This window comes from uncultured Methanobrevibacter sp. (assembly GCF_947170395.1).
Lineage (GTDB): Archaea > Methanobacteriota > Methanobacteria > Methanobacteriales > Methanobacteriaceae > Methanocatella.
The window spans coordinates 25,495-47,133 of sequence record NZ_CAMVTE010000016.1; the positions used below are offsets into that span (position 1 = coordinate 25,495).

General features: G+C 34.7%; 27 protein-coding genes. 8 read left to right on the top strand and 19 right to left on the bottom strand.

Features of this window, described 5'->3' with window-relative positions; translation table 11 throughout:
• Positions 1 to 16 precede the first annotated feature (16 nt).
• The 8 genes from Q0W04_RS05710 to Q0W04_RS05745 all read right to left on the bottom strand — a co-directional run bounded on the left by Q0W04_RS05710 (position 17) and on the right by Q0W04_RS05745 (position 6,656).
• The gene (locus tag Q0W04_RS05710; RefSeq protein WP_298501170.1) at positions 17 to 724 is read right to left on the bottom strand and encodes an alpha/beta hydrolase; all 708 of its coding nucleotides are present in this window, start codon (positions 722 to 724) and stop codon (positions 17 to 19) included.
• 7 nt (positions 725 to 731) lie between these two features.
• A complete protein-coding gene (locus tag Q0W04_RS05715; RefSeq protein ID WP_298501171.1) occupies positions 732 to 1,166 on the bottom strand; it encodes a hypothetical protein in 435 nt (144 codons plus the stop codon).
• A 2-nt stretch (positions 1,167 to 1,168) separates the two neighbouring features.
• Positions 1,169 to 2,311 carry a toxic anion resistance protein gene (locus tag Q0W04_RS05720; RefSeq protein ID WP_298501172.1) on the bottom strand — a complete coding sequence of 381 codons (1,143 nt, stop codon included), beginning with the start codon at positions 2,309 to 2,311 and terminating at the stop codon, positions 1,169 to 1,171.
• 9 nt (positions 2,312 to 2,320) lie between these two features.
• Positions 2,321 to 2,926, bottom strand: a complete 606-nt coding sequence (locus Q0W04_RS05725; protein WP_298501173.1) for a zinc ribbon domain-containing protein — start codon at positions 2,924 to 2,926, stop codon at positions 2,321 to 2,323.
• 9 nt (positions 2,927 to 2,935) lie between these two features.
• Positions 2,936 to 3,850, bottom strand: a complete 915-nt coding sequence (locus tag Q0W04_RS05730) for a hypothetical protein (RefSeq protein ID WP_298501174.1) — start codon at positions 3,848 to 3,850, stop codon at positions 2,936 to 2,938.
• A 72-nt stretch (positions 3,851 to 3,922) separates the two neighbouring features.
• Positions 3,923 to 4,366, bottom strand: coding sequence for a D-aminoacyl-tRNA deacylase (gene dtd / locus Q0W04_RS05735; protein ID WP_298501175.1), 444 nt, complete (start codon positions 4,364 to 4,366; stop codon positions 3,923 to 3,925).
• 70 nt (positions 4,367 to 4,436) lie between these two features.
• Entirely contained in the window at positions 4,437 to 5,681 is a 1,245-nt protein-coding gene (sstT, locus tag Q0W04_RS05740; RefSeq protein WP_298501176.1) for a serine/threonine transporter SstT, read from the bottom strand.
• Between the two features lie 21 nt (positions 5,682 to 5,702).
• Entirely contained in the window at positions 5,703 to 6,656 is a 954-nt protein-coding gene (locus Q0W04_RS05745; protein ID WP_298501177.1) for a malate dehydrogenase, read from the bottom strand.
• A gap of 94 nt (positions 6,657 to 6,750) precedes the next feature.
• Between Q0W04_RS05745 and Q0W04_RS05750 the strand changes: the two genes are divergently transcribed.
• Positions 6,751 to 7,401 (top strand): hypothetical protein, encoded by a 651-nt coding sequence (locus Q0W04_RS05750; RefSeq protein ID WP_298501178.1) that lies wholly within the window; start codon positions 6,751 to 6,753, stop codon positions 7,399 to 7,401.
• 14 nt (positions 7,402 to 7,415) lie between these two features.
• Here Q0W04_RS05750 and Q0W04_RS05755 read toward each other — a convergent pair whose 3' ends face one another.
• A complete protein-coding gene (locus tag Q0W04_RS05755; protein WP_298501179.1) occupies positions 7,416 to 7,793 on the bottom strand; it encodes a zinc-ribbon domain-containing protein in 378 nt (125 codons plus the stop codon).
• A gap of 110 nt (positions 7,794 to 7,903) precedes the next feature.
• Here Q0W04_RS05755 and Q0W04_RS05760 point away from each other — a divergent pair, with 110 nt between their 5' ends.
• The gene (locus tag Q0W04_RS05760) at positions 7,904 to 8,701 is read left to right on the top strand and encodes an amidohydrolase family protein (RefSeq protein WP_298501180.1); all 798 of its coding nucleotides are present in this window, start codon (positions 7,904 to 7,906) and stop codon (positions 8,699 to 8,701) included.
• Positions 8,702 to 8,706: 5 nt separating this feature from the next.
• On the opposite strand, the gene Q0W04_RS05765 is transcribed toward Q0W04_RS05760, so the two are convergent.
• From Q0W04_RS05765 to Q0W04_RS05775, 3 genes are read right to left on the bottom strand one after another with little or no spacing between them, the layout of a single operon-like run.
• Complete coding sequence (locus Q0W04_RS05765) at positions 8,707 to 9,123, bottom strand: NUDIX domain-containing protein (RefSeq protein ID WP_298501181.1); 417 nt, start codon at positions 9,121 to 9,123, stop codon at positions 8,707 to 8,709.
• Between the two features lie 40 nt (positions 9,124 to 9,163).
• On the bottom strand, positions 9,164 to 10,165 hold the full coding sequence (locus tag Q0W04_RS05770) for a GGGtGRT protein (RefSeq protein WP_298501182.1): 1,002 nt from the start codon (positions 10,163 to 10,165) through the stop codon (positions 9,164 to 9,166).
• Between the two features lie 4 nt (positions 10,166 to 10,169).
• Positions 10,170 to 10,862, bottom strand: coding sequence for an iron-sulfur cluster assembly scaffold protein (locus Q0W04_RS05775; protein WP_298501183.1), 693 nt, complete (start codon positions 10,860 to 10,862; stop codon positions 10,170 to 10,172).
• A 131-nt stretch (positions 10,863 to 10,993) separates the two neighbouring features.
• Between Q0W04_RS05775 and Q0W04_RS05780 the strand changes: the two genes are divergently transcribed.
• Positions 10,994 to 11,290: a putative quinol monooxygenase gene (locus Q0W04_RS05780; RefSeq protein ID WP_298501184.1), complete on the top strand. Its 297-nt coding sequence runs from the start codon at positions 10,994 to 10,996 to the stop codon at positions 11,288 to 11,290.
• Positions 11,291 to 11,374: 84 nt separating this feature from the next.
• Positions 11,375 to 12,157, top strand: a complete 783-nt coding sequence (locus Q0W04_RS05785) for an NAD(+)/NADH kinase (RefSeq protein ID WP_298501185.1) — start codon at positions 11,375 to 11,377, stop codon at positions 12,155 to 12,157.
• On the opposite strand, the gene Q0W04_RS05790 is transcribed toward Q0W04_RS05785, so the two are convergent.
• The 4 genes from Q0W04_RS05790 to Q0W04_RS05805 all read right to left on the bottom strand — a co-directional run bounded on the left by Q0W04_RS05790 (position 12,150) and on the right by Q0W04_RS05805 (position 14,256).
• Positions 12,150 to 12,386, bottom strand: a complete 237-nt coding sequence (locus tag Q0W04_RS05790) for a 4Fe-4S binding protein (protein WP_298501186.1) — start codon at positions 12,384 to 12,386, stop codon at positions 12,150 to 12,152. The two genes, Q0W04_RS05785 and Q0W04_RS05790, sit on opposite strands and share 8 nt — an antisense overlap.
• A gap of 60 nt (positions 12,387 to 12,446) precedes the next feature.
• Complete coding sequence (locus Q0W04_RS05795; RefSeq protein WP_298501187.1) at positions 12,447 to 12,812, bottom strand: hypothetical protein; 366 nt, start codon at positions 12,810 to 12,812, stop codon at positions 12,447 to 12,449.
• A 330-nt stretch (positions 12,813 to 13,142) separates the two neighbouring features.
• A complete protein-coding gene (locus Q0W04_RS05800) occupies positions 13,143 to 13,466 on the bottom strand; it encodes a hypothetical protein (protein WP_298501188.1) in 324 nt (107 codons plus the stop codon).
• 247 nt (positions 13,467 to 13,713) lie between these two features.
• Positions 13,714 to 14,256: a flavodoxin family protein gene (locus Q0W04_RS05805; RefSeq protein ID WP_298501189.1), complete on the bottom strand. Its 543-nt coding sequence runs from the start codon at positions 14,254 to 14,256 to the stop codon at positions 13,714 to 13,716.
• Between the two features lie 76 nt (positions 14,257 to 14,332).
• Here Q0W04_RS05805 and Q0W04_RS05810 point away from each other — a divergent pair, with 76 nt between their 5' ends.
• Both Q0W04_RS05810 and Q0W04_RS05815 read left to right on the top strand, forming a co-directional pair.
• Positions 14,333 to 15,055 (top strand): PD-(D/E)XK nuclease family protein, encoded by a 723-nt coding sequence (locus Q0W04_RS05810; protein WP_298501190.1) that lies wholly within the window; start codon positions 14,333 to 14,335, stop codon positions 15,053 to 15,055.
• 112 nt (positions 15,056 to 15,167) lie between these two features.
• Positions 15,168 to 15,950: a class I SAM-dependent methyltransferase gene (locus Q0W04_RS05815; RefSeq protein WP_298501191.1), complete on the top strand. Its 783-nt coding sequence runs from the start codon at positions 15,168 to 15,170 to the stop codon at positions 15,948 to 15,950.
• 66 nt (positions 15,951 to 16,016) lie between these two features.
• On the opposite strand, the gene Q0W04_RS05820 is transcribed toward Q0W04_RS05815, so the two are convergent.
• Complete coding sequence (locus tag Q0W04_RS05820) at positions 16,017 to 16,712, bottom strand: class I SAM-dependent methyltransferase (RefSeq protein ID WP_298501192.1); 696 nt, start codon at positions 16,710 to 16,712, stop codon at positions 16,017 to 16,019.
• A 160-nt stretch (positions 16,713 to 16,872) separates the two neighbouring features.
• Between Q0W04_RS05820 and Q0W04_RS05825 the strand changes: the two genes are divergently transcribed.
• Positions 16,873 to 17,418, top strand: coding sequence for a ribonuclease H (locus tag Q0W04_RS05825; protein WP_298501193.1), 546 nt, complete (start codon positions 16,873 to 16,875; stop codon positions 17,416 to 17,418).
• Between the two features lie 13 nt (positions 17,419 to 17,431).
• On the opposite strand, the gene Q0W04_RS05830 is transcribed toward Q0W04_RS05825, so the two are convergent.
• Positions 17,432 to 19,165, bottom strand: a complete 1,734-nt coding sequence (locus tag Q0W04_RS05830) for a Na+/H+ antiporter NhaC family protein (protein WP_298501194.1) — start codon at positions 19,163 to 19,165, stop codon at positions 17,432 to 17,434.
• A 269-nt stretch (positions 19,166 to 19,434) separates the two neighbouring features.
• On the opposite strand from Q0W04_RS05830, the gene Q0W04_RS05835 reads away from it, so the two are divergent.
• Positions 19,435 to 19,956: a hypothetical protein gene (locus Q0W04_RS05835; protein ID WP_298501195.1), complete on the top strand. Its 522-nt coding sequence runs from the start codon at positions 19,435 to 19,437 to the stop codon at positions 19,954 to 19,956.
• 6 nt (positions 19,957 to 19,962) lie between these two features.
• Here Q0W04_RS05835 and Q0W04_RS05840 read toward each other — a convergent pair whose 3' ends face one another.
• Entirely contained in the window at positions 19,963 to 21,396 is a 1,434-nt protein-coding gene (locus tag Q0W04_RS05840) for a hypothetical protein (protein ID WP_298501196.1), read from the bottom strand.
• Positions 21,397 to 21,639: the final 243 nt, after the last annotated feature.

The following is a 21,639-nucleotide window of genomic DNA, read 5'->3' on the forward strand; positions in this document are numbered from 1 at the left end:
TTTTATATAAAAAAAGTTAAGTATAGTGTTGGATGAATTCTATGATTGCATCAACACTTAAATTTTGCTGTTCTTCGGCTGTAATATTGGCTATGCCATCACCTGATTGGTTTCCATAATAACCGAATTGGGCATGGTTTCCACCTGGAATAACCAATTCTGTCACATTATCTTTCCATAACGGTTTGGATTCATTGTAGCTTTCAAAATTCATGACTCCGTCATTTGTACCGTAAATAGACAATACCGGTACATTGATTTCGTCAGTTGAATGTGATGCCAAAAATATTAATCCATCAATGTTTTCATGGTTATTGACATAGACAGTTGCCATAGCTCCTCCCAGGGAATGACCTGCCATGAAATAATGTTTGTAGCTTGAATTTTTGATTACATCATCAGCACTGTCTTTTCCAAGAAATGCCAGATTAAACGGCATTTGAACCATATAGCAATCTATGCCCTGGCTTGCCAAATCCGTGAAAAGCGGAAGATAAGATGTGTATTCCACCTTGGCTCCTGGATAAAATATTATTGCCGTATCATTTCCATATCCGTCAAGGAGAAGTCCATTCGATACGGGGACAACACTAACGTTTTCTGTTCCATTCAGATAATCAGTTGCAGTTTTTTGAGCATGATAATAATCACTGGCATACACAAAAAAACCGCCGACAAATAAAATTATAAAAACTATGATTCCAATTTTTAGTTTTTTACCCATTATATCCCTACAATACTATGATCATAAACACTATAAATATTATAATCAGGCAAAGGCAGCAGCCGAAATTGCTTTTAGTATTGTTATTGTCCTTGGCGATATTGTGGTTTTTTAAGACTGTTGTCTGAATTTGATATTTTTCCTGGTTGTCATATACATCACAGAGTTTAACTGCAACCCAAATTGATCTGACAATACTTACAAACATCAATAATAATGAAATAAGTACTGCTGTGCCTGTTAAATTCAAATTAACAGGCAATCCATATATAAAGCTGATTAATAAATATAAAAACCATGGCACTTCATACATTATACCTTCCAAAATCCAATTTTTATTGTTGTGTTTTGCTCCGATATAAATGAATCCGAATCCGTTCAGATACATCAGAAATGATAGGATTACCCACCATGATTTTTTGATTTTTTCTATAGCGTTCATATTTATTCAATTAAACTATTATTTGTTGTTTCTATTTTTTCAACTACTTTTTGACCATCTTCAGCCATATTAGAGAACATGTCGATAGTTTCTTTCATTTTTGGTAGGGCTTGCTGTTTATATGTACTTACATCTTCTATGGCCTGAAGTGCTTCCGCAAATGATGCTCTTAAAACATCAGGTGAAATCATTGCTTCTGCACTGTGCTTTTGAATTTCACTTCCTTGTTCCTTAAGCATATGGGAAGTTGTCTCAATAAGGTTTTCAGTGGTTTCATTTAAAATATTAAGCTTATCCATTACAAGCTTTTGATCATACAATGCGCTTGCAACCATTACACCGGTTCTTAAAGCTGAAACGGTTACGTTTTTAGCTCTGTTAACACCACGGATTAGCTCCTTGTTGTTTCTCCTGATAACGTTCAATGATATGATACCCTGTTGGTTAACAACAATCATCTGTTGCATATCCATGATTCTTTGTCTGAGAGGGAACAAGATTTCCTCTTTAACGAAAGCTATTTTATCCTCATCAACACCGTTGATTTCAGCTTCCCGGATTTGTGCATCTATGGATGCGTCCATTTCTTTTCCCAGTTCAATGTCGGCAATCAGTTTATTGGTGATTTCCCTTAAATAAGTTTCTTCATTCAAAAGGGTTGTGTTGTCGTTTTGAAGTACTTTACTGCTGTTGTCAAGTGATTTGATAATGTTTGAAATGGCAACTTCAGCCTTTTCATATTTCTCGAAGTATTTTCTCACCGGATTGAGCAGGTTTCCCAAAACACCTTTTTTGGCAAAATCAACCTTGCTTGGGTCCAAATCCTTCATTTGCCTTTCCAATTCTGACAATTTATCACCAATGTTTTCAGATTCTTTGCTTCCTTTGGATAAATCAACAACTCTGGTAGCCAACATCTCATTTCTGGAAGCGGACCTTGACATGTCTGTCATTCCGAAGTTATCCAATGGTTTGAGGATACTTTCCCTTTCCTGAGGATTGTTAAAATCAGCTTCAAATATTGCAGTTGCATTATTATCAGCCTGTGATTTAATGTTGGTATTTTCCAACTTTTTTTCTTCCTCTTTCAAGCTTGTTTCTACATCATTTTTAATTTCATCAATATCTAGTGAAAATTCTGCCATCGTATCACCTTATGTTAAAAAACTTATCTTATTTTTATCAACGTCATGTGTAAATGTGTCTATTGTCTTGTCATTGTATATGATTTCAACTTTAACATGATCCAAATCAGGTTTTTTATAGGTTGTATAGTACCCCACCATGATGTCATAATCCGTATCATAGTATACATTTGACAGGCTTTCGGTTTCCTGACCTATTTGGGTGTCATTGTCATCATAATATATTGTCTTAATCAGATATCCCTTCTGATTTGATGGAACGCTTGTAAATAAAACATTTGTCCAGATGTTATAGTAATGTTTGCCGTCACTTGAACTGTCATGACCGCTAACATCCTTAATGGTCAAGGATACATGTTCAATGCCATCATCAACATCAGCAGTACCGTTGTTGTCCCCCATTCCAAAACTGAGTATAATTGCCGCACCGACAATAACAACAGCTGCTATCAAAACCAGAAATATTTTCCCATTGGAGAATATGCTGTCTGAATTTCCGCCGATTTTTGAAATTGGGCTAGAGGAATCCTTTTTGAAAAAGTCATGTCCGCAATCAACACAGAAATGTGCATCATCGGGCAGTTCCTTTCCGCATACCGGGCAATTTTTAGTCATTTTAAACACCTAATATTCCTTTACAGATTCAATTAAGTTTTCCATATCATCCAATAAAACCTGAACATCACTGTCTGATTGATCTTCAGAGCTGATATTAATAACCAATTCGTTTGTTAAATCTTCAATTTGGTCTATGATTGTTTTCATGTTAGAAATTTTGTTGTCAAGTTCTTCCCTAATTCTCGGGGACTCTTCGGTTGCCAATTTAATAATGTTCATTGCAGAATCGAACTGGTTGTAGAATAATTTATGACAGCTGTCCACCATTGTAATGAACTTGTCATATGTGATTTGCGGAGGTTCGAAACGTTTGGCTATCAATTCCTTAACTACACCCTCCTTAACATCGAATAAAACCTTTAAATTGTTGGCTTCCCTTTCATAACTCTTTAATGATTCGACTTCACTGGTGTTTGCAACAGGAGTTGGGGTTTCTGTTTTTGTAACTTTTTTAGCTTCTGGGATGTCTTTTTTAGGTAATGTGTGAAGTTTTTTTGGCTTGTATTCATAGTTTTTAAGGTTAAATATGTAATATGAATAGACCAATGGTATTATAAACAGAATCAGAAGCACTATCATTAAAATAGTGTTTTTTGTATATATTACCGGAAGAGCAAATCCTACTAAAATTACATAGTACAAACCAAATATCCATGGGAGTGATTCATGAACCAGCAATACATCTTCCATGTCTCCTAATCCTCTGTTAAGCCTAATTTTGGCAGCAGCTTTTGAATCAGGAGCATATTGCAAAATCTCATCTTCGGTTAAAATGCCTTCCTTCGGCTCAATAATGAACTTGACTTCAGATAACGTTTCAACGCAGCTGACAAGGTTTCCTTCACTGTCATAAGCCTTGGAATTTATAAATTTTAAGGGAGTTGTCAACCTTTTAATTTCCTGTGATTTTAAATTTGACATTTGCCTCACTCCAATATTTTCAAATATATATTTATATTGTTCTCTTTTAAAACTTTTGTTTTAAAATTGTTACTACTGTGAGAATTCCTTTTCAAGCAGGATTGTTACAGGTCCGTCATTCAATAGACTAACCTTCATGAATGCTCCGAAAACACCTGTTTCAACATCAACATGTTCACTGCATTTGTCTACAAAGTAATCAAACAATTCTGTGGCTTTATCGGGAGCCAGAGCCCTGTGAAAAGAGGGTCTGTATTTTTTAACTTTGCCGTATAAAGTAAATTGAGGAACCAGAAGCAGTTTGCCTCCAATATCCATTACTGAACGGTTCATTTTACCGTCTTCATCAGCAAATACCCTTAATTTTACAAGTTTTCTGGTCAAATAATCGGCTTCCTGTGTAGTGTCGTTTTCACCAAAGCCCACCAAAACCATCAGACCTTCATCAATCTTGCAGGTGATTTTTCCGTCAACTTCCACACTGGCATTTGCAACTCTTTGAACTACAAGTTTCATGATTAAAATATGAACTTTTAAATATTAAAAATTAATTAAAAGAAAAAAAAGTTAGTAAGATATAATCCTACTATTTTTTGGCGAATTCGCCTAAGAAATTAACTTCAAGACCCTTTTTGGCTCTTTCATAGTATTCTGCAGTTGCTGAAAAAAGTGCATCTCCAGAGGAGTTCAATGCAGTTTCACAGGAATCCTGAATAACACCTATTATAAATCCGACACCCACCGCCTGCATGGATACATCAGCACCTATTCCAAAGAGGGAACATGCCATCGGAATAAGCAATAGTGATCCTCCTTCAACACCTGAAGAACCGCAGGCTCCCAATGTGGAAATGATACACATTGCAATTGTCATAGGAAGAGGCGCATATATTCCAAGGGTATGGCACACGGCAAGAGTCATTACAGTAATGGTTACTGCAGCACCTTCCATATTGATTGTAGCGCCTAATGGTATACTGATTGAATAGAAGTCCTTGTCAAGGCCTAACCTGTCACAGAGTTCCATATTGACCGGAATGTTTGCGGCAGAACTTCTTGAGAAAAATGCGGTAATACCACTTTCCCTAAGGCAGGTCAATACCAATGGGTAAGGATTACGCCTTAATGCAAATGCTGCAATAAGCGGATCGGTAATGAATGCAACGGTAGCAATACATACTACGAGAAGTAAAATCAGCTGACCGTACTGAGTAAATATCCCCAGACCACTTTCTGATACTGATGTGAAAACCAAACCCATTATACCAATCGGCGCAAACTGGATTATGGCCCTTACAACCATAGTAATTGCATCGGCACAATCTGTGAGAACATCCTTGGTTGAATCGCTTCCAATCATCTTGAAAGCAATGCCCAATACTATAGACCAGAAGAGAATTCCCAAATATTCACCTTCAACCAAACATTTCAAAGGATTTGAAAAAATGGTCATGAGCATATTGGTCATCACTTCTCCAAGACCTCCAGGTGCAGTTGCTGTACTGGCCGATGAAAGGTGCATGCTTACAGGATATATGTAGCTACCTGCAACAGCCACCATTGCTGCCAGAAATGTACTGAACAGATATAATATAATTACATTTTTAAACCTGGAGCCTATTCCGCTTCTTGCCTTGGAAATTGCTGATATGACCAAAACGAATACCAATATCGGTGCAATTGCTTTAAGGGCGCTTACAAATAATTGTCCAGGAAGGCTTATGATTGACAATTCAGGAGCAAAAACACCCAACATCGCACCTATAATCAAACCGATTATAATCTTTAAGATAAGACTTGATTCTGTCCACTTCTTTACTATGTTCATCATGATATTTCCTAAAAAAAGTTATCATTTGTAGTCAAGATGCATTAGGACTTCATCAGTAGTTTTGCGTACAACATCAGCGGCTTCCCTGAATTCATGAAGCTCAAAATCATTCATATGAATTGGAACAATCATTGCAACACCATTTTTGGAGAGCACTACAGGAACTCCCAGGGAAACTCCATATACCTCACCGATTTCACCATCCAAATATGATGAAACTGTTAGAATTTTATGTGAATCAGTAATGACCGTTGAAATCAGGTTTGAAATAGCATATGCAGGACCATATTCAGTGGCACCCTTTTTGGAAATGATTGTATTTCCTGCTTTTTTAAGCCTTTTTACAAGCCGTGGAACTTCCATATCAACAGATTTTACGAAATATTTCAATGGAATACCACCGATAGTGGTTGAACTTAAAAGAGGAACCATATGATCTCCATGTTCACCTATAACACGAGTATGGACTTCCGAACTGTTAATGTTAATCTGTTTTGAGAAATAAGCTTTAAGTCTTAAGGAATCCAAGTGATTTCCAACACCGATTACCTTAGATTTTTTAAATCCTGATGCCTTAAGGGCAACTGTAGTCATTACGTCAACAGGATTTGTGGCTACTAAAATTATGCTGTCCGGAGCATGGATTGCAATCTGACTGGCATATTCCTGGACAATTTCCGCATTGGGAATGGCCAAGTCACGACGGTTCATCCCTTCTTCACGATGAATTCCAGCAGTAATCAAAACAATAGCAGAATCTTTTAAATCAATATAATCTGAAGTTGGTGTCAATTTACAATCAATATCCTCTGCAGCAAGTGCATCATACATATCAAATGACTCACCTCGTGCCTTTTCAACGCTTTCAGGTCTTGCAAAGAGCACAATTTCATCAACAGTATCAGCCCTTGCAAGTTTGAATGCAACATTTTTTCCAATAGTTCCGGTTGATCCCATTATACTTACTTTTACCATATTTAATAATAGAACTTTAAATTAAAAATAACTTGCTATTCCAATAGTTTTATATGGGGCGAACGATTTAATTATATATCAGACTGGTGATAGCATGGCTGATGAAGAATTGAAAATGGAAACAAAATGTTATGACGCTAACGAATACGGATATCTCTATGGATTGAATCAAATGATTCCTGATGAGGAATTCGAAAAGGTAAAGCCATATTTCAGAAAATTCAAAAGAATGGACTTTGTTGAAGGTAATGTTCAGGTAACCGGAAGACCTGAAGGATGGAGATGTCTGGAAAAGGATGTTGCAAAGGTAGAGGAAATATTGGGCATTACAAACACTCTCGAAAAAAGGCAAAATAAAGTAAAGGAAGCATTCACGGACCCTGTCAAAAAGGCAAACCTCAAGGACAAATCCTATGAATGGCTGACAATGCTTTTCCAACAGACAGGTACAAGACCAAAGCAGGATCTCTCCAGATTAGCAATACACTCCACAAAAATGTATGACCCGCAGGACAGCTTTAAAAACGGATTTCAAAATGGTGAAGGAGAACTGTTCATATATACTCCTCATGGAATGTGGTACATTATAAACAACAGCGGTGAATTTTCCGATTTAAGTCTTAATAATGTAAAAACCTCCAATGGTGGTGCAATAGGTCACAGATTGATGTATGATGATTTGATAGACAGACTAATCAGAATATATACTGAAGAAAATGAATACAGTGGTGAAAAATTATATTGATTTCACCATTTCTTTTAATTTCTAATTTTATCGATAATCAAACCAACCACATAACCGATCACATATACAGGAACGGCAAAAATAAAACCTATTACTATGCCTACAATCAAATCAACATATATTGAAGCGGTTCCTACAGCCATCGTAAACAAAAAGAAAAACACAAACACACCAACACTTATTGATTTTGCCTTAGCAAATCTCAATTCATTGGTATACTTGTCTGTTTTGAAAAAAAGTTTTGTAATGATTGACTGTTCACTGCCTGCCAAAGTATTTGACTGAACTGAATCTTCTGGCTTTTCAATGATTTGATCTAATTTCGAACCGCAATCACGGCAAAACTGTGCTTCATCGATATTTTCATATCCGCAGCTTGGACAAATTTTCATGTTAAAATATTTGTTATTAAAATGTTATATATGTGTTGCATATTTCCAATTAAAAGTTTATTAATTTAGAAATCAAAACAATTAACTAGATTAAAGGTGGTTTAATAATTATGCAAAAACTTGTAAATGCACATTGTCATATCTATCCGGAAAAAATAGCTGATAAAGCAGTATTGGGAATTAGAGACTTTTATGATTTGGATATGTCCTTAAACGGCAAATTGGATGATTTGATTCGTGACGGAAATCAGGTGGGAGTGACACACTATCTTGTACACTCAGTGGCAACAACCCCAAAACAGGTAAAATCAATCAATGAATTCATTGCCGAATCCGTTAATACACATCCTGACCTTTTTACTGGTTTTGGAACCCTGCATCCTGACAGCGATGACATTCAGGGAGATTTTGATTATTTGATTGAACTTGGTCTTAAAGGTGTTAAGCTGCATCCCGATTTCCAGCAATTTGCAATGAACGAAGAACGTGCATTTAAGATTGGTGAAGTGGTTAGTGCAGGAGGAGTTCCAATGCTTGTCCACTGTGGAGATTTCAGATACAACTACTCCAATCCGGAACAGATAAAACCATTTTTGGAAAAATTTCCGGACATCACATTCATCGGCGCACATTTTGCAGGATGGAGCATGTGGCAGGAAGCAACCGAAAAGCTTGCCGGAACACCTAATTTATATGTTGACTTAAGTTCCAGCCTATATGATTTAAGTCCCGAAACCGCTCTTGATTTAATTCATAAATATGGTGCTGATCGTGTTTTATGGGGAACAGACTATCCGATGTGGGACTCTGAAAGTGAAATGGAATACTTTAAAAAAATAGACCTGAGCGATGAGGAAAGAGAACTTATAATGTATAAAAATGCATCCAGGATTTTAGGTCTTGATTAATTCTTTCATTTTTCAAATGCCCTGACTGCAGCAACTGCAAGAAGACCATCATCAATCATCTCTAAAACCTCTTCTTTTGTAAACCATCCGTAATCATCATGTTCTTCGCTTATAGTGACTTCATCTGTAGTGCATGAAACATTCATGATTAGCTGGATTGATCTGATTTCCTCATTGGTTTTACATGCAGTATAGTTTCTCTGAATAACATTGTATAGAGATTCGACTTCAACGTCGAGACCTGTTTCCTCTTTGTATTCGCGCTTCAGTGCGGCATCAAAGAATTCTCCCTTTTTGACTTTACCGCCCGGAATTTCCCAAAGTCCTGCATCATGAGAAGATTTTGATCTTATTTTTAAAAGAAGTATTTTTCCATTGTGTCTGCAAATGCCCTTTGCAGCCAATCCCCACATATTTGACATATTATCAACCAAAAAAAGAATTAAAAAGGGATTTAATCCCTTATTTTTTCATAGCTTTTTCAACAGCTACTGCAACAGCTACAGAAGCTCCAACCATAGGGTTATTACCCATACCGATAAGTCCCATCATCTCAACGTGAGCAGGTACTGATGATGAACCGGCAAATTGAGCGTCTGAGTGCATTCTTCCCATTGTATCTGTCATACCATATGAAGCTGGTCCTGCTGCCATGTTATCAGGGTGTAATGTTCTTCCGGTTCCACCTCCGGATGCTACTGAGAAGTATTTTTTGCCCTGTTCGAGACATTCCTTCTTATATGTTCCTGCAACAGGATGTTGGAAACGTGTAGGGTTTGTTGAATTGCCTGTAATAGATACATCAACACCTTCCAAATGCATGATTGCAACTCCTTCACGCACGTCATCTGCACCGTAGCATCTGACTTTTGCACGTTCTCCATCGGAGTATGCTTTTTCTTTTACGACTTTCACTTCTCCTGTAAAGTAATCAAATTCAGTTTCAACATGGGTGAATCCGTTGATTCTTGAGATAATTAATGCAGCATCCTTTCCAAGACCGTTTAAAATAACCCTTAAAGGTTTAGCTCTTACCTCATTTGCAGAGTTAGCAATACCGATTGCCCCTTCAGCTGCCGCAAAACTTTCATGACCTGCAAGGAATGCAAAGCATTCACTTTCATCACTTAAAAGCATTGAAGCAAGGTTACCGTGACCAAGACCTACTTTTCTGTCATCGGCTACACTTCCAGGAATACAGAATGCCTGAAGTCCTTCACCGATAGCCTTTGCAGCATCGGATGCCTTTTCACAACCTGTTTTAACGGCTATTGCAGCACCTAAAGTGTAAGCCCAGCATGCATTTTCAAAACAGATTGGTTGAACTCCCTTAACGATTTCATATGGGTCAAAACCTTTATCAAGACAAATCTGTTTGGCCTCTTCAAGGTCTTTGATACCATATTTTTCTAAAACAGGAATGATTTGATCGATTCTTCTTTCATAACTTTCAAATAAACTCATAATATCACTCCTTTCTAGGGTCTATTTTTTTAGCGGCGTCATCAAATCTTCCATATTGACCTGTTGCCTTTTCAATAGCTTCCAGAGGGTCAACACCATCTTTGATGAAGTCAAGCATTACACCCAGGTTGATGTATTTGTAACCTATAATTTCACTGTCTTCGTCAAGGCCTATTTCGGTAATGTAACCTTCAGTCAACTCCAGATACCTTGGACCTTTCTCTTTTGTTGAATAAATTGTTCCTACTTGGCTCCTGTGACCTTTTCCCAAATCTTCAAGTCCGGCACCAATCTGAAGACCTCCTTCTGAAAATGCAGACTGAGTTCTTCCGTAAACAATCTGTAAGAATAATTCACGCATTGCAGTGTTGATTGCATCACAAACCAAATCTGTGTTCAATGCCTCAAGGATTGTCTTTCCGACCAGAATCTCTCCAGCCATGGCCGCAGAGTGAGTCATACCTGAACATCCCAAAGTTTCAACCAATGCCTCTTCAATAATACCATCCTTAACATTCAATGTTAATTTACAGCATCCCTGTTGCGGTGCACACCATCCGATTCCATGAGTAAAACCGGAAATGTCTGTAATCTGTTTTGCTTTAACCCATTTTCCCTCTTCAGGAATTGGAGCAGGGTCATGATTAGCACCTTTGCGAACTGGACACATATTTTCTATCTCAGTTGAATATATCATTATTTTTCTCCAAAATTTTTTGCTGATTTAATATATCTGTTTTTTTATTAATGTAGTTTTTGAAAAAATAATAGAATAGCTTTAATAATATGAAAATATAATTAATCATATCAAATACTAGGTGAGTAGTTATGGATTTCATTTTAGTTCTAGCAAAAATCGAACCTAAAGAAGGTTGTCAAGACAGTATTATTGAAGTTGCAGATGATTTGATTTTTGAAACTTTGCAAGAAGAAGGTAATATTGATTATCAATTGTTAAAACCTTTAGAAGGTGACAGTTTAACATTTGTTGAAAAATGGGAGTCTTTAGATGCTCTTAAAAGACATATGGCTTCACCACACTTTTTAAACTTTAATGAAGAAACTGAAGAATTTGTTGAAAATATGACTATTCAAGTTATAGGTGCTGATAAAATCAGCCTATAATTCTATTTTTTTATTAAAATCATTTAAAATTAATTCTTTTTTAGATTAAAAAAATATAATATTTCTGAAATACATAGCATTATTATGAAAATATTCATCAATAAAGACCCAATTAGAAATATAACAACCCAAGTCTATGATTCTACAATAGAAATTTCTAAAAGCTTAGATATTGATGTTGTGGATGATATCGAAAAAGCAGACATTATTATTTCCATTGGAGGCGATGGAACATTTCTTAAATCAGCAAGATTATCTTCTGGAAAACCAATTGTCGGAATCAACACCGGAACATTAGGTTATCTTACTGAAATTTCACCTAAAAAAATTAAACAGTCCTTAGAAGATATTAAAGATGGAAACTACCATATAGAAGAGAGAATGATGGTGGAAGGCGAAATAACCAAATCCAACGGAGAAACTGTTAAAATTCCGGAAAGCCTAAATGAAATTGCCATCTCCAAAAATACATTTGGCGTTGTAAGATTTGATGCAACAGTCAATGGAAAACTGATAAATTCATATACTGCAGACGGCATTCTTGTATGTACTCCAACAGGTTCAACTGCCTATAATCTATCCTGCGGAGGACCAATTGTCGATCCGACTGCACATATAATTACATTGACTCCTATAGCACCACATACTGTAATTAACAGAAGCATAATATTATCAGATGACTCCACTGTAGAAATCAAAATCACTGAAATCAGAGAAAACACCAATTCATATGTATTATACGACGGAAAACCCATTGAAGTATTTGATGGTGATGTAATCAAAATTAGAAAATCAGAAAAGATTACTAAAATCATTAAATTAGAAAACAGAAGCTTTATCGACAATATTCGTGAAAATATTAGTTAATTGTAATGCAATCGTTCGGACAAATTGCCATACATACCTTACAGCTTTTGCAAACCTGAGGGTCACGAACTGATGAAACATTATCAACAATAATCAGTACATTGTTCGGACATGCAATTGTGCATTTCTCACACGCATCGCAATCATCTGTGTTAATGTCAATGTGAGATTCGACGATTTCCTCTTTTTTGTCTTTTTTATTTCTTTTAAAAAGTGAACCTAAACCCATACAAATAGTTTATTTAAAATAGTAATTAAAATTATCTAAAAAAATATTAAATGATATACATTAAACTATTGCAAATTTAGTTTCCATATCATCAATTTTTAAATTATCAGTATGTTTGTTAATATAATGTAAAACATGTTCTTCTAAATCATTTTTGAAATAGATATCTAGTTTTATCAAGTCAGAATTAATTAGTATATTTACATTTCCATCAGGTTTGATTAAAAATTCTTTTTCAATGTTTAATCTTTTTGAAGCAGAAAGAATTTCTAAATTTACTGGAAAATAATTATCATCAAAATCAAGAAAAACACCAATTTCAAAATCTATTGATTCATTATAATTATAATCTTGTTTAACTTTTATATTTACAATATCTAAATCATAATCATAGGTATATTCAGCATCTAATTGTTTTATTTCCATTAATGTTTCCTCCTCTTAATTGATTTATCGATAACAGTTAATATTATTATTTCATCTATATTTGGCAAGGATACCTCGACCTCTTTTAGGTCGAGGAGGAATTGCCGTTTTGTTTAGTTTGTAAACTAATATAAAGTTTACCCCCTATTCCTGGGTAAGTTTAGCCTTCGCCAATGTTATTTGAGAGTTTTATATGTGAGCAACACTGTTCTTACCATCTCAGAACTGTTTAATCGCCCACCTTAGAGCTACAGACTAGGCTTAAACATCTATAGGTAACTATAATATTTCTCAATAACGTAGACTTATTAATAATAAGTCTGAGGCTATTCAACTAGTGGATTGTGAAAATAACTCACAATCCACGACCTCTACAGGTCGTGGTAGTTGAATTTCATTTAATATATCTATAGCGATTGCCAAATCTCGAAATTTTGTATACTCATATATTAATAGAAATCTGCTCGAGGAACTCGCATCTTTTTCTATACCAACAGGTTTATCTTCATTTATTTTTTTAAATATTAAATCTTGATTTATAGATCTATCTCTTGTTCGAAATATCGAATGATTGGTATTTTTTATACCATATGGATTGTTTTTGATATTATATAAAACATTCAAAGCATCATCAATATCATAATCGATTTCCATCCCTCAAAATATCAATTTTTAATTATCAATTAATATTTTGTAATAATAAATATATAAAATTATTTTTTTATAATTAAATAGAAAATATTTTAAATAAAAAATGAACAAACCTACAACAATTTGCCAATAATAAATCAATATTGATTAATGGAAAGAAATATATAATCATTTAAAAGTTTTAAAAATAGGAAAATAGAATCTCTCCTGATAAAGAAACAGGAGAATTCTTGCACAAAATGTTAAAGGTTTAAAATTTTAAACCTAATTCATAAGCTTCTTTAAGCTTATCTTCCTGCTCTTCAGCCACAATACCTGCCGGACCTGCTGAACCTGCATCAATATGGCCAATCACATCATAGCCCATGAATGTGAACGGTGAGAATTTGGTAAGTTCAATATAGTCTGCATAGGTTCCTTCAGGCTGGTTTTCAGTAAATATCAATGCGGCTTTTCCGGATAAGCTTTTATCAGGGTTTTGACCAATTGAATAGAATCTGTCAATTATTAATTTTCCTTGTGCTGACATCTGACCGTAATAGATTGGTGTTGCAAAGATTACTCCGTCAGCTGCAACAAGATCATCAAGGATTTTGTTACCGTCGTCTGCCCTTACACATTCCGGATGTTCAGCACAGTACATGCATGCCTTACATGGAGCGATTTCACAGCCTTCAAGGAAGTATTTTACTACTTCACCACCGTTTTCTTCAATACCTTTTATCATTTCATCCATCAATACGTCACAGTTTCCGCCTTTTCTAGGACTTGCTTGTAATGCTATAATTTTCATTTAACTACTCTCCAATGTTTAATTATTAATATTTTAATTGATTAAATATATAAATCTATTTTACAAAAATAGTACTATGAAATTGTCCAAATCAAAAGTTAATACATATCTTAAATGTCCAAAGGAATTTAAATTTCAGTATATTGATGAAATTCCATCAAAACCAAACAAGTACATGTCCCTGGGAAGTGATGTTCATCTGATTGCTGAGAAATTCACAGACAAATTTGAAGATAATCTTGATGATATTGACATCCACAATGAACTGATAAAGGTTGCAAGCGATTTGGACATCGGATATGGACTGGACGAACATATTGACAATTTAGGCAAATTCTTTAAGGAAGTGTTTGTGGACAATGACTATAAACTGTATTCAAACGAGGAATACCTGATTGACAAAAAGCATCGCTTTTCTGGAATATGCGACATCATCCTTGAAGATGAAAATGGCCATTTGGTTGTAATTGACTATAAAACAAGCAATTCAAATTCATTTTCCAAATATCGCCTTGAATTGTGCTACTACAAATTGCTTGTTGAAAACGTATATCATAAACGGGTTTCTGCAGTCGGCGTTTTCTTTACAAAAAATGGGCGTTTAAGACTTTTGGACGTTTGTGATGAAGAAAACAAACGCAAATACTTAAGCTATTGTGAGATTGATGAAGCCATTGACACAATGTATGATGTTCGCGATAAAATCAACAGAAAAGAGTTTCCAGCAAAAAAACAGTATTTATGCAGGTACTGTACCTACAAAAAGCTTTGTGAAGATGAGTTTTACTTTTTTAGATAATTGTAAAAATTATTATTTTTTGAAATATATAAAAATTTAGGCATACCTAAAAATTTATATAGTATTCAACTCAACTATTATATAATCCTAATTAACTAATGGAGGAATACTTATGAATTTAGAAGGCGTAGAAAAGACAATGCTTTTAACATTATTTGCTAAAGCACAGCATTCACAGGAAAAAAACCACAAATTCTATGATAAAAAGGCAATAGAAGTCATATCTAAAATAGATTATGATTTCACACTAGCTGACAAGGACATGAAAATGAAAATGGGAGTAATCGGAAGGACAATTGTTTTAGATGAAATGGTGTCAGATTACATTAAAAAACATCCCCATTGTACAATAGTCAATATCGCATCCGGAATGGATACAAGATTCAACAGACTTGACAACGGACTTATAAGATGGTATAATGTCGATTTGGAAAACTCTGCAAATTTCAGACTTAAATATATCAAGGACAACGACAGGGTCAAAACTTTGGCATACTCAGCAATGGATGAAAAATGGACTGATGAAATCAAAATAGAAAGCGGCAATGTATTATTCATAATTGAAGGCCTTACAATGTATCTTCAGGAAAGTGACGTTTCAGACATTATGAAAATCATCAATGATCACTTCGCTCGCTGTACAATATTCATGGAAGTGATGCCGCCAAGTTCTGTTGAAAAAACAAAAGAGATATCCGTTGAGGAAACCGAATCCGAATTTACTTGGGGAGTTCAGAAAGGCCAAGAGCTGTTAAAAATAAATCCCAACTTCAGATGGGTACGGGACGTTAACCTGTTTGACGGAGTAAACAAGTATAAACCTATAACAAGATTGTTTACTTGGATTCCGATGATTAGAAATAGAATGGACTATATTGCAGTTCTGGAAAAATAATTTTAATTTAATGTGAATTGCTTGGCATTTTTCAAGCTTTCACAAAAATTTTAAAAAAGTCAAACATTATTTTACCGCAACAACCGTCATCCATTCAAGAAACTTATCTGATATGGAAACATGACCATAATCATCATCCTTTTTAATTACATTTCCGTTTGATTTAATTATCTCCTGTTTGTTTTTTCCGTCTCTTAAGTAGACGGTTATATCACTAAATTGATTGTTGGTTAAAAATTTTGTTATTTCAACATCATCATATACATTCATATCTATTAATTTTTCAGATAATTTCATCATCAGGTTGTCTGATCCGTTAGATTCCATTCCAATTAGAAATATTCCACCGGGTTTTAGAACTCTTTTAACTTCACCAAAGCACTTTTCAATGTCAGGCCAGAAATATACTGTTTCAAATGCAGTTACAATATCAAAGGCATTGTCATCATAAGGCAAATCTTTAACATTACCGTTATGGATTTCCACAATTCCCCTTTTAATCAAATCATCATTAACTTCACGTGAAAGGTTTACACTTTCGATGCTGTAATCAATTCCATAGACCTTTTTTGCTTTTTGAGCCATCCTATTGACATTAATGCCGCCCCCACATCCAATATCCAAAACAATATCTTCCTGTGAGATGTCCAGATGCTTCAGCCCCCATAATGAAACAGGGGTGTGTTCCTTGTTCATTGATTTCAGCTGAATTTTACCCAGTTTTCCTTTCGGTTTTCTCATATTGTCAAAAAATCCCATCATATCATATCCTTAATAGCAAATGAAGATTTTCTTCAAAATAACTAATCTGCGATTAGATTTGCTCTTAATAGATAATTGATTTTAAAATTATAAATATTTTAGGCATACCTAAATTTAATTATATATCATATTAAATCATAAAATTAATTGAGGTTAAAAAATGACTAACTATAAATATTACACTGATGGCGCTGCAACTATGATTAAGGAAAATGGCCAGTATCTTAGAGAAGCAGGAGGATGGGCATTCATAACACTTAAAGATAATGAAATCGTATCAAAACAATCAGGGGGATGTCCTCTCACAACAAACAACGAAATGGAATTATACGCAATATATGCATCCCTAAGGGATTTCATTGACAATTCATCTTCAGACGACATGATAGAAATCTGTTCAGATTCAGGATATTGCATTGACATATTCACCAAATGGGCTAAAAACTGGAAAAGACGTGGATGGAAAAAATCTGACGGAAAACCTATCAAGAATTTGGAAATCATTAAAGCAACCTGCGATTTGATTGCACAGATAGGCAAGGAAAACGTAACATTCACAAAAGTCAAAGGCCATTCATCAAACAAACTTAACCGTGAAGCTGACCAGCTTGCAGTTTCAGCTAAAATAAATGCTAAAAAAACTCAAAAAACAACAGGATATAACAATAAGCCAGATTCCCTTTTGGGAACAAAAAAAGAAAAATAAAGGAAGTGAGGATCTATGCCTCGACTTCATCAAAATCGACTTTTTCACCAAGAACCTTAAGTCCAATGTATAAAAGAACAATACCTACTGGAAGTGAGAAGTAGAATGGAACTCCTAAACCAGCCGGGATGTAACCAACAAGGATTGTAATCGCAGCTACAAATATAGCATAGTACATCTGAGTACTTACGTGATCGATATGGTTACAGCTTGTTCCCATGGATGAAAGGATTGTTGTATCTGAAATCGGTGAACAGTGGTCTCCGAAAATAGCTCCGGTCAATACACCACTTGTACAGACGATTGTAAAGGACATGTCTCCTGAACTGATTGCCCATGCAAGAGGAATAGTAAGAGGCATCAGGATACTCATTGTACCGTAGGAAGTACCTGTAGCAAATGAAATCAATGCACCTAAAATAAAAATCAGTGTAGGTACAATGAATGCAGGAATCGTACTGCTTAAAACACCTACAAGGTAATCAGCGGTACCGACTTCACCAATTACGGTTCCAAGTGACCATGCAAGAAGCAGGATTACACCAGTAATAACAATGGTTTTCATACCTCCAACCCATTCGGATATTGCATCTTCGAGTTTGAGGATTTTTTGACCTACTGCCATTATTATTGCAACGATGGAAGCTAAAAGTGCTGCTTGGAATAACGCTACAGATGCATCGGATTGTGACAATGCTTCAAAAATACCATTGAATGATAACGGAGATGTTTTCATCAATGTAATTAAAGCTTGATCTTCCCCACCTAAAATGGTAGTGTATCCACTCCAATAGAATGCGATAAGTGCACCGATAATAAGTGTTCCGATAGGAATGATTGCATTCCAGACAGATAATTTGATTCCTTCAACAGGTTTTACTTCATCAAAACCAGGAGCTTCTAATGCTTTAACTTCTTCGTCTTCTTTTCTAGCACGAGCAGCTTGTTCTGCTTTTTTCATTGGACCGAATTCATATAATGTAATTGCTGAAATCACAATGAAAATTAAGATAAATATGTTATAGAACCTGTATGGAATTGTTTGTAAAAATATTCCAAAACCGGTTACGTTAGTTACACCTACAGACTCAAAACCAGCAGCAATTAAACTTATTTCCAAACCAATCCAGGTTGAAATAATTGCAATACCAGCAACAGGAGCTGCAGTTGCGTCCACTACAAATGCTAATTTTTCTCTTGATACTTTAAGTTTGTCCATAACAGGTCTCATAATCGGACCTACAATTAATGAGTTTGCATAATCGTCGAAGAATACACATAATCCCAAAAGCCAGGTAAATAACTGAGCTTTTCTTGGAGTGTCAGCCCTTTTTGCAAATGCATCTGCAAGAGCCTTTGCCCCACCCATTTTGGTTACCAATTGGATGATACCACCAATAAGTAAACATTGGAGGATAATACCTGCATTCCAAGGATCAGCCATACAGCCAATAATATGTGAACCCATTTGTAAAAAAGCGTTTATTGCTGTGGTGATAATGTTCAAGTCATTAACACACAACATAAATTCCCCAACAAACACACCGATGAACAAGGATACAATTGTTTCTTTTGTTATTAATGCCAAACCGATTGCCACAAGAGGTGGTAACAGGGTTAGAATTCCGAAACGAATTGCATTATCGTCTCCGGCAGGTGCTTGGGAAATCCATAAAGATAATACGAAAAGACCTATTATTGCAATAGCTGCTATCAAACCTAATTTCATATTGTCATTTATTTCCATAATCACACCATTTTTCCTATATATTCATAATTCGTAAAAATAATTCTTGATTTTTATTAACAATCATTTAGAAAAGCATTAATTTTTTTAAACACTTGATTAAATAAAGCCTTGCTAAAATCTTAAATAATTGAATTATAAAGTATTATTTGTCTTTTTTAGTATAAATATTATAATTATTTAATTCAACATTAAATACTATTTAATAGTCAAAAAAACCAATTATTATATAGTTTAAAATAGTAATCTTATTAATAGGTGAATACATAATGAAAAGACTTTATGCATTACTGGTAATTTTAATTATTCTATACATCGGCATCAATGTTGGTGCGAACAATCTGAATCTGACAGGTTCGGATGCTCCTGTTGCCGATGATTCAGGTAACGTCACATTAGGTGAAACAAATTTTTCACTGGATAACTTTACCGAGAATAAAACTAACGAAACTGCAATAAGTTTATTTGATTCCAATTATAATATGACCATTCTTGTTGAAAAGCTTGACAATGGTCAAAAGATTGGAGATATTGCATCCGGCGCATATTCCTCAGGAAATTACACTTCAAATCAAACTATTGATCAAAACGGTGTAACAACATACTTCCTCTACAATGAAGGCCCTGAGTCATATGGTGCGGACATCTACTTCAACAAAAACAATCAGAATTATAAAATCAGCGGAGATGGAATCGATTATGCAAACAGTGATTATTTCATCAATAACTGTAAAGGCATTATTGACAGTTTAAACTCCGGTAATGATTCAAATGGCTTAAGCAGATGGTAGGATAATCTAATTATCCTCTATTTCTTTTTTTAATTCTTCAATGTCATCGCCTTCAAACTGGCTGATATAATTCAAAACTATTTCTTTAGGTTTTAAATCACGATTCAAATAGAAGTATTGCTCAAAATTAGTGTAGTTAAACAAATCCAGATGATATTTTTCAAAATAATAGAGAGGATGACTTTTGAAGAAAACATTGCCCTTTTGTGTTATTTCACCATTGACAAAATAGCCACTATCCTCAAGATACTCCTTAAGAATCTCCCAATCAATATCATATGTATTTTCTATGGTGAAAATCGAATATTCAATTTCGATTCCTTCTTTGATTAGCTTTAAAAACTTATATGCAACATATCTTATATCCTCATTAAGATTCCCATCACAGACATTGATGGAATCCATCAGATTATTTAATGTCTCGTCAGGATTGTATTCAAGATTGATGCCGCAGAAATGGCAGAACCTGTCATGGTCATCTGTCGGCATGCTACAGTATGGGCATGTATCTGCATGCGATTTTATTGAAACAGACTTGTTTTCATCAAAAAGATATGCAAGTCTTATCAAAAGTGATTCGTTGACTATCATTCCGGCTTCATACTCTTCAATCATCTGCTGTTTAATCTGAAACGCCCTGTCATACGTTACATGGGCATCGTCAATTAAAGATTCTATGTAGTGTGAAAATTCATTTTCACCACCTACGACTTCCTCAAGAGTGTATGATTTTACCGGAAGCTTTTCCTCCAAATCCATAAGGACATTCATTATTTCAACATCATGTTCAATGAAATATTCTTTCAGCTCATCAAAGTAATTCTCATCAAGTTTGTCTCGATTCTCCATGCATCCGTAATGGATTATATCATAGTTGAGAGGACTGCTGTAGGCAATTATACCCTCATCGACATCGAGAAAATGAATGCTTGCAGCCATGTTCAAATCATAGAAATGAGTAGAAAGCTCTTCGGAGGTTTCATACTGTCTGTTTGACATTACATGATCGCCGGGTACGATAAATTCCAGTGAACTTGCAACCAGATTATCGGTTATCCTTTCTGCAAGACCATGTTTAATGAGAAGTTCAACCACAAGTCTTGTCGGCTCGACTATGCTTGGCTTGTTGTATTCAACCATTGTCCTTTCAAGTTCCTCAAAAAAGAGATTGTTTCCCCTAAACTCGGGAAGAACATAGATATTGTTCAGGGCAGCAGTAATGAATTCACGTGAAAAGTCATATGAGCAGAATCCCACAACCTTATTTTCAAAAACAAGTTCCTTGAATAGATTGCATTCATTTGCCTTCAATAGGATTCCTTCATCTCTTATTGCATCGTATATATACCTATAATGGGTTTTTAAGATATCGCATACGTCCAATGTGGATTCGGTTAGGAAAACCTTTTGAGTGTTACCGTCCCTTATCAAATAATCCATATTCTGCCTCTGAATTTAAAAAATTGATTAAATTAATATAATACTTTTTTAATATTTAAACCAATTGGTTTAAATTATTTTTTAGGTAAAACTAATAATAATATTTAGTTAAATCAAAAATCGAGAAATAACAAATAAATTAAAAATTTAGACATACCTAAATTTTACTATACTTATTTAAAATTTCATCACTTATATAGTTAAGGGAAGAAAACAAATATTAACAAACAAAAACATAATTAA

What these genes read in the sequence shown, in the direction of transcription:
- Q0W04_RS05755 (WP_298501179.1), bottom strand. Translation starts at nt 7,793, where the DNA reads ATGAAAATTTGTCCAAGCTGCGGATATGAAAATATCGATGAAGCACAG.
- Q0W04_RS05775 (WP_298501183.1), bottom strand. Translation starts at nt 10,862, where the DNA reads ATGATATATTCAACTGAGATAGAAAATATGTGTCCAGTTCGCAAAGGT.
- Q0W04_RS05745 (WP_298501177.1), bottom strand. Translation starts at nt 6,656, where the DNA reads ATGGTAAAAGTAAGTATAATGGGATCAACCGGAACTATTGGAAAAAAT.
- Q0W04_RS05840 (WP_298501196.1), bottom strand. Translation starts at nt 21,396, where the DNA reads ATGGATTATTTGATAAGGGACGGTAACACTCAAAAGGTTTTCCTAACC.
- Q0W04_RS05825 (WP_298501193.1), top strand. Translation starts at nt 16,873, where the DNA reads ATGACTAACTATAAATATTACACTGATGGCGCTGCAACTATGATTAAG.
- Q0W04_RS05820 (WP_298501192.1), bottom strand. Translation starts at nt 16,712, where the DNA reads ATGATGGGATTTTTTGACAATATGAGAAAACCGAAAGGAAAACTGGGT.
- Q0W04_RS05785 (WP_298501185.1), top strand. Translation starts at nt 11,375, where the DNA reads ATGAAAATATTCATCAATAAAGACCCAATTAGAAATATAACAACCCAA.
- Q0W04_RS05720 (WP_298501172.1), bottom strand. Translation starts at nt 2,311, where the DNA reads ATGGCAGAATTTTCACTAGATATTGATGAAATTAAAAATGATGTAGAA.
- Q0W04_RS05765 (WP_298501181.1), bottom strand. Translation starts at nt 9,123, where the DNA reads ATGTCAAATATGTGGGGATTGGCTGCAAAGGGCATTTGCAGACACAAT.
- sstT (WP_298501176.1), bottom strand. Translation starts at nt 5,681, where the DNA reads ATGATGAACATAGTAAAGAAGTGGACAGAATCAAGTCTTATCTTAAAG.
- Q0W04_RS05760 (WP_298501180.1), top strand. Translation starts at nt 7,904, where the DNA reads ATGCAAAAACTTGTAAATGCACATTGTCATATCTATCCGGAAAAAATA.
- Q0W04_RS05815 (WP_298501191.1), top strand. Translation starts at nt 15,168, where the DNA reads ATGAATTTAGAAGGCGTAGAAAAGACAATGCTTTTAACATTATTTGCT.
- Q0W04_RS05805 (WP_298501189.1), bottom strand. Translation starts at nt 14,256, where the DNA reads ATGAAAATTATAGCATTACAAGCAAGTCCTAGAAAAGGCGGAAACTGT.
- Q0W04_RS05830 (WP_298501194.1), bottom strand. Translation starts at nt 19,165, where the DNA reads ATGGAAATAAATGACAATATGAAATTAGGTTTGATAGCAGCTATTGCA.
- Q0W04_RS05725 (WP_298501173.1), bottom strand. Translation starts at nt 2,926, where the DNA reads ATGACTAAAAATTGCCCGGTATGCGGAAAGGAACTGCCCGATGATGCA.
- Q0W04_RS05790 (WP_298501186.1), bottom strand. Translation starts at nt 12,386, where the DNA reads ATGGGTTTAGGTTCACTTTTTAAAAGAAATAAAAAAGACAAAAAAGAG.
- Q0W04_RS05710 (WP_298501170.1), bottom strand. Translation starts at nt 724, where the DNA reads ATGGGTAAAAAACTAAAAATTGGAATCATAGTTTTTATAATTTTATTT.
- Q0W04_RS05795 (WP_298501187.1), bottom strand. Translation starts at nt 12,812, where the DNA reads ATGGAAATAAAACAATTAGATGCTGAATATACCTATGATTATGATTTA.
- Q0W04_RS05835 (WP_298501195.1), top strand. Translation starts at nt 19,435, where the DNA reads ATGAAAAGACTTTATGCATTACTGGTAATTTTAATTATTCTATACATC.
- Q0W04_RS05750 (WP_298501178.1), top strand. Translation starts at nt 6,751, where the DNA reads ATGGCTGATGAAGAATTGAAAATGGAAACAAAATGTTATGACGCTAAC.
- Q0W04_RS05780 (WP_298501184.1), top strand. Translation starts at nt 10,994, where the DNA reads ATGGATTTCATTTTAGTTCTAGCAAAAATCGAACCTAAAGAAGGTTGT.
- Q0W04_RS05715 (WP_298501171.1), bottom strand. Translation starts at nt 1,166, where the DNA reads ATGAACGCTATAGAAAAAATCAAAAAATCATGGTGGGTAATCCTATCA.
- Q0W04_RS05810 (WP_298501190.1), top strand. Translation starts at nt 14,333, where the DNA reads ATGAAATTGTCCAAATCAAAAGTTAATACATATCTTAAATGTCCAAAG.
- Q0W04_RS05800 (WP_298501188.1), bottom strand. Translation starts at nt 13,466, where the DNA reads ATGGAAATCGATTATGATATTGATGATGCTTTGAATGTTTTATATAAT.
- Q0W04_RS05730 (WP_298501174.1), bottom strand. Translation starts at nt 3,850, where the DNA reads ATGTCAAATTTAAAATCACAGGAAATTAAAAGGTTGACAACTCCCTTA.
- dtd (WP_298501175.1), bottom strand. Translation starts at nt 4,366, where the DNA reads ATGAAACTTGTAGTTCAAAGAGTTGCAAATGCCAGTGTGGAAGTTGAC.
- Q0W04_RS05770 (WP_298501182.1), bottom strand. Translation starts at nt 10,165, where the DNA reads ATGAGTTTATTTGAAAGTTATGAAAGAAGAATCGATCAAATCATTCCT.